The sequence below is a fragment of the Intrasporangium sp. DVR genome, assembly GCF_040365325.1.
GTDB lineage: Bacteria > Actinomycetota > Actinomycetes > Actinomycetales > Dermatophilaceae > Intrasporangium.
The window spans coordinates 1-4037 of sequence record NZ_BAABZW010000044.1 but is presented as its reverse complement, the minus strand read 5'-3'; the positions used below and the strand labels follow the sequence as shown (position 1 = coordinate 4037).

The window sequence follows — 4037 nt, the reverse complement described above, 5'->3', positions numbered from 1 at the left end:
CCCCGCACCAGCCGCTACACCCTCAACTGTGATGAGCCCGTAAAGTTTGGTGTGGATCGTGTTCCTGACCGGGCGGTCGAAGAGGAACGTGCGTGGTTACAGGGACTCCAGACAGGGGAGCCCCATCGCATCGATGGAGGGGTTGTGAGTAGCACTCTTCGTGTACTCAGTCACCGCCACGGTCGAAGCCTGGAGCAGGCTAGGGCAGGCGGGTTCTCGGGTCGGCGACGCGTCGCGGGCGCCTTGGCGGTCGCGCTTGGCGCCGCTGTCGCGGTGACGGCGGCACCGGCGTCAGCGGCCTCACCCGGGCCGGTCCCGGTCAACGTGAGTGCGGCCGCTCTGCAGGAGCTGCCGGACAGCGCTCAGTCGCAGGCTCCTGTGATCGCCACGGGGACCGCGGTGGACTTCGTCGACCACGGCAGCGGTGTCCAGGTCTTCGCATCCGCGGCGCCCGGCGAGGCATACCTCGACGCGATGGCGCCGGGCGACTCGTTCAACAACGTCCCGGTCGCGCGCGGTGCCGTGGACGGCTCGGGCGGGTTCACGCTTCGCGCGAACATCGACTCTCTGCCCGCGGAGTACCGCGGCCCGGATGGCCAGGTCGACCTGGTCATCGTGGTCTGGGACGGGGAGAACGCCGGCCAGAGCGACGTGAGAACCTTCTCCTCGCCGACCCCGGACAAGCCACGCGGTGTCGCGACCGTCAAGGCCGACGAGAAGCAGGTCTCCCAGCCCGGTACCGAGTTCCCCAAGGATTACCTCACGTGCAGCACCACCTTGTTGAGCCGCGGCTACCTGAGGAGCGCGGAGATCGGGGACAGCCAGACCCTGACTGGAAGCAGACCGCGTGGATGACGTACTCGTCGTCGCAGTCGGTCTCCCTCGGTACCGCGTTCGACGTGAGCACCGACAGCGTCGGCTGGAAGGCGGGCGGCACCGTCTCTCGGTCGAGCTCGTTCACCGCCAGCTGGGATGCGTCCGCGGCGAACCGCTCCTACACATTGGAGAGCGAGCTCGGCAAGTACAAGGAGGTCTGCTACATCGTCAGCGGCGGGAGCTCCTCCTACGCATACACGAAGTACAGCTTCGTGCCGATCAAGCTCACCGGCGGCTACTCCACCGCCGGCACCGCAAACTTCACCGCCAACTACTGCACCGGCGCACTCGCCGCGGGCACCTGGACCAGGAACCAGTCGAACGGGAGCGCATGGACTCTGTCGAGCGGGTTCGACATCAGCGGCCTGGTCGGCTTCGACGTGACGTCCACGTCGAACTGGGACACCTCCAACGCCCTGAGCTACAAGCAGCCAACGGCGGGCCTGTACAAGCTCTGTGGGAACAACGACTGGCCCGCGTACGCGAGCCGAGTCATCGGCCACTACGCCTAAACAGTGCGCCCTCTTCTTGCGGCTGTCTGTGTCCTGGCTCTCGGCGCCTGCGCGTCCGGGGGCCAGGACCCCGGCCCTGCCCCGAGCCGGATCGCGCCCGGCCTGCACTCCGAGGCCGCACCGAACCAGCCGCCGCGGCCGCAGGACCACTCGAAGTACGTGGCTGTCCCGTCCGGAACACCAGCGGCGGTCACCTTCGGGTTCCCGCTGTGCTCCCTGGCTGCGGGCGCGCGCATCAGCGCCATACGCCCTACCCGGGTCATCGGAGACGGATTCAGCATCGTGGAGATCCGGCTAGCCACGTTCGACCCCCACGCCGGCTACACCCTGGCCTCCCCCGGATACCCGCCCACACCGCGACCCAACGAACACGACCAGACTGCGTTGGGAGCGGCACCACCCGCGTGCACGGACAAGGCGACCGCGTCAGAGATCCAGATCGGCATGACCCGCTCCGCCACGGCCGCGGGCGGCGGCGGCGGATGGGACGGGACCGTAGTCGAGTACACCCTCAGCGGCACCAAGCTGAGCCTCGAGATCCCCTACGGCATGCTCCTGTGCGGAACCTCTACCGACCCCTGCTAGCCGCCGCCCTCGTCACGGTCTTCGCGGCCACGAGCTGCACGAAAGCACCTCAGGACGAGAACCGCGGGCTGCGCCCCGAGGCGGTGGTCCTCCTCGCGTACGCCAACACCTCACCCATTAGCAGCGCAGACATCCTCTGCTCAGGAGTCGTTGCCGCCGGACTGATCATCACCGCGCGCCACTGTGTGCGCGATGGGCAACGCCTGCGGGTCGTCGCCGACCCGGTCGACCTGTGCGACCAGACTCCAGACATGGGCACGCCTCTCACATCACCGTGGCAGATCCCCAATCCCCGGGCCGATATCGCGGTCGCCCGGGCCACGCTCCCCGGCAGCCCGCGGCCGCCCACTGCTGCTGGCGCACCCGGCACGTTCGTGGTGACCGGCTGGGGAACCCGACCCGGGCACCCCATCAGGTGCACCAGCCGCACCATCACGCTCAAGCCAGCAAGCGGATGCGGCGACGACGACACAACGCTGTGCCTGACCGGGGCACAAGAGAACACCTGCACCGGGGACTCCGGCGCCGGCGTGCTCGACCACACCGGCGAGCTCATCGCCATCGTCACCGCAGGGAACAGCTGCCACGCCGGTGCCCCCGGCACCTACACCCGGCTCGGCCCACTCATGACCTGGGCGCGACATCACGGACTCGCGACGTCGTAGCCGCTGTCCCGCTCCCGGCAGACGTCCCCGTGGTCGTCCCAGCAGTGCGGCGACGTGCCGCCATGAAGGGTTGCTTTGACCGCGGAACGCCGCTGGCCGCCGTGGAGGGCGCTGATGATGTCAGGATCTGTCGGCTCGTTCGTTTTCATAGTGAGCGTCGACGGACGGGGTAGCGCTCACACGGACCGCCCTCGGGCCGGTGTTCTTCGTGGAAGGGGGACACCACCCGGGGGCTCAGCAGTGGCACCCACGGTCGCAACCGGCGGACGCGGCAGAGGGGCCAGCCGGGTGGCAGGTCAGCCAGGAGACTCCAGCGCCGTTTGCCGCTTGTTGGCGTGCTCAGCTGGCGGTGCGGCTGTGCGCGAGGCGGTAGGAGTCGGTGCCGGTGTCGATGATGGTGCCGTTGTACGTGAGCCGGTCCACGATCGCGGCGAGCAGTCGCGGGTCGGTGAACGTGCTCGACCAGGCGGAGAACGCCTGGTTCGACGCAATCGCCACGGATGCCTTCTCCTCCCGCTCCGTCAAGACTTGGAAGAGGAGCTCCGCCCCGCGACGGTCAAGCTCCATGTAGCCGAGCTCGTCGATGATGAGCAGGTCGACCCGCCCGTACCGGTTGATGGTGCGGGTCAACGCCTTGTCGTCGGCGGCCTCGACGAGCTCGTTCACCAGCCGGGTCGCCAGCACGTACCGGACCCGGAACCCCTGCTCCGCCGCGGCCGTGCCCAGGCCGATAAGGATGTGGGACTTGCCGGTGCCGGAGTCCCCGACCAGGCAGAGCGGATCGCCCTTGCGGATCCAGTCGCCCTTGGCGAGCTCGTGGATGGTGGCTGGGTTGATGGCCGGGTTGGCGTCGAAGTCGAAGTCGCCGAGCCACTTGTCCCGGGGGAACCCGGCCGCCTTGACGCGCCGCAGGGAGGAGCGGCGGTCCCGATCGTCGACCTCCGCCAGGAGCAGCTCGGCCAGGAAGCCTTGGTAGGTCAGCTGCTCTCTCGTCGCCACGGTGACGGCCTCGTCGACCAGGGCTCGGATCGTCGGTAGCCGCAGCCGACGGCAGGCCTGGTCGACTGCGGCGATAGCGGCCGCTTGGGTCATCCCGCGCCTGCGGCGAAGGGTTGGCGTGATCGAGGCAGCGGGGGCGGTGGGGCTCATCAGCTGGTGCTCGCTCTCTTGTCGGTGCTCGCGCGGTCGCTTGAAGGGTTGGTGGCGGTGGTGCGGCGGCGTGGGATCAGCTCGTCGTAGGCGTCGACGGTCGGCAAGGGTCGGGTGTCCGGTGGCAGGCCGGCGATGATCGCAGCCGGGTCCATCAGCCGGCGCTGGGTCAGACTGACAACACGTTGCTCACGCACCGGAGCATGCGCAATGAACCGGCACGGGTTCTCTGCCGCTCTCATACTGGCTG

Annotated in this window: 5 protein-coding genes and 1 pseudogene; 4 read left to right on the top strand and 2 right to left on the bottom strand. The window is 68.7% G+C overall.

Annotation, left to right across the window (positions count from 1 at the left end):
* The 4 genes from ABWV20_RS19185 to ABWV20_RS19170 all read left to right on the top strand — a co-directional run.
* Positions 1-855, top strand: an 855-nt coding sequence (locus ABWV20_RS19185; protein ID WP_502901810.1) for a hypothetical protein, incomplete at its 5' end; no start/stop codon positions are given.
* The gene (locus tag ABWV20_RS19180; RefSeq protein WP_353358066.1) at positions 852-1388 is read left to right on the top strand and encodes a hypothetical protein; all 537 of its coding nucleotides are present in this window, start codon (positions 852-854) and stop codon (positions 1386-1388) included. The genes ABWV20_RS19185 and ABWV20_RS19180, both read left to right, overlap by 4 nt.
* Positions 1389-1670: 282 nt before the next feature.
* On the top strand, positions 1671-1973 hold the full coding sequence (locus tag ABWV20_RS19175) for a hypothetical protein (RefSeq protein WP_353358064.1): 303 nt from the start codon (positions 1671-1673) through the stop codon (positions 1971-1973).
* Positions 1946-2638 carry a S1 family peptidase gene (locus ABWV20_RS19170; RefSeq protein WP_353358062.1) on the top strand — a complete coding sequence of 231 codons (693 nt, stop codon included), beginning with the start codon at positions 1946-1948 and terminating at the stop codon, positions 2636-2638. Before ABWV20_RS19175 ends, ABWV20_RS19170 begins: the two co-directional genes overlap by 28 nt.
* Before the next feature lie 339 nt (positions 2639-2977).
* Here ABWV20_RS19170 and istB read toward each other — a convergent pair whose 3' ends face one another.
* Together istB and ABWV20_RS19160 are read right to left on the bottom strand one after the other, a co-directional pair.
* Complete coding sequence (gene istB, locus ABWV20_RS19165; RefSeq protein ID WP_353358060.1) at positions 2978-3787, bottom strand: IS21-like element helper ATPase IstB; 810 nt, start codon at positions 3785-3787, stop codon at positions 2978-2980.
* Positions 3787-4037 (bottom strand): annotated as a pseudogene (locus tag ABWV20_RS19160) (hypothetical protein); the annotation flags it as partial. The gene istB and the pseudogene ABWV20_RS19160, both read right to left, overlap by 1 nt.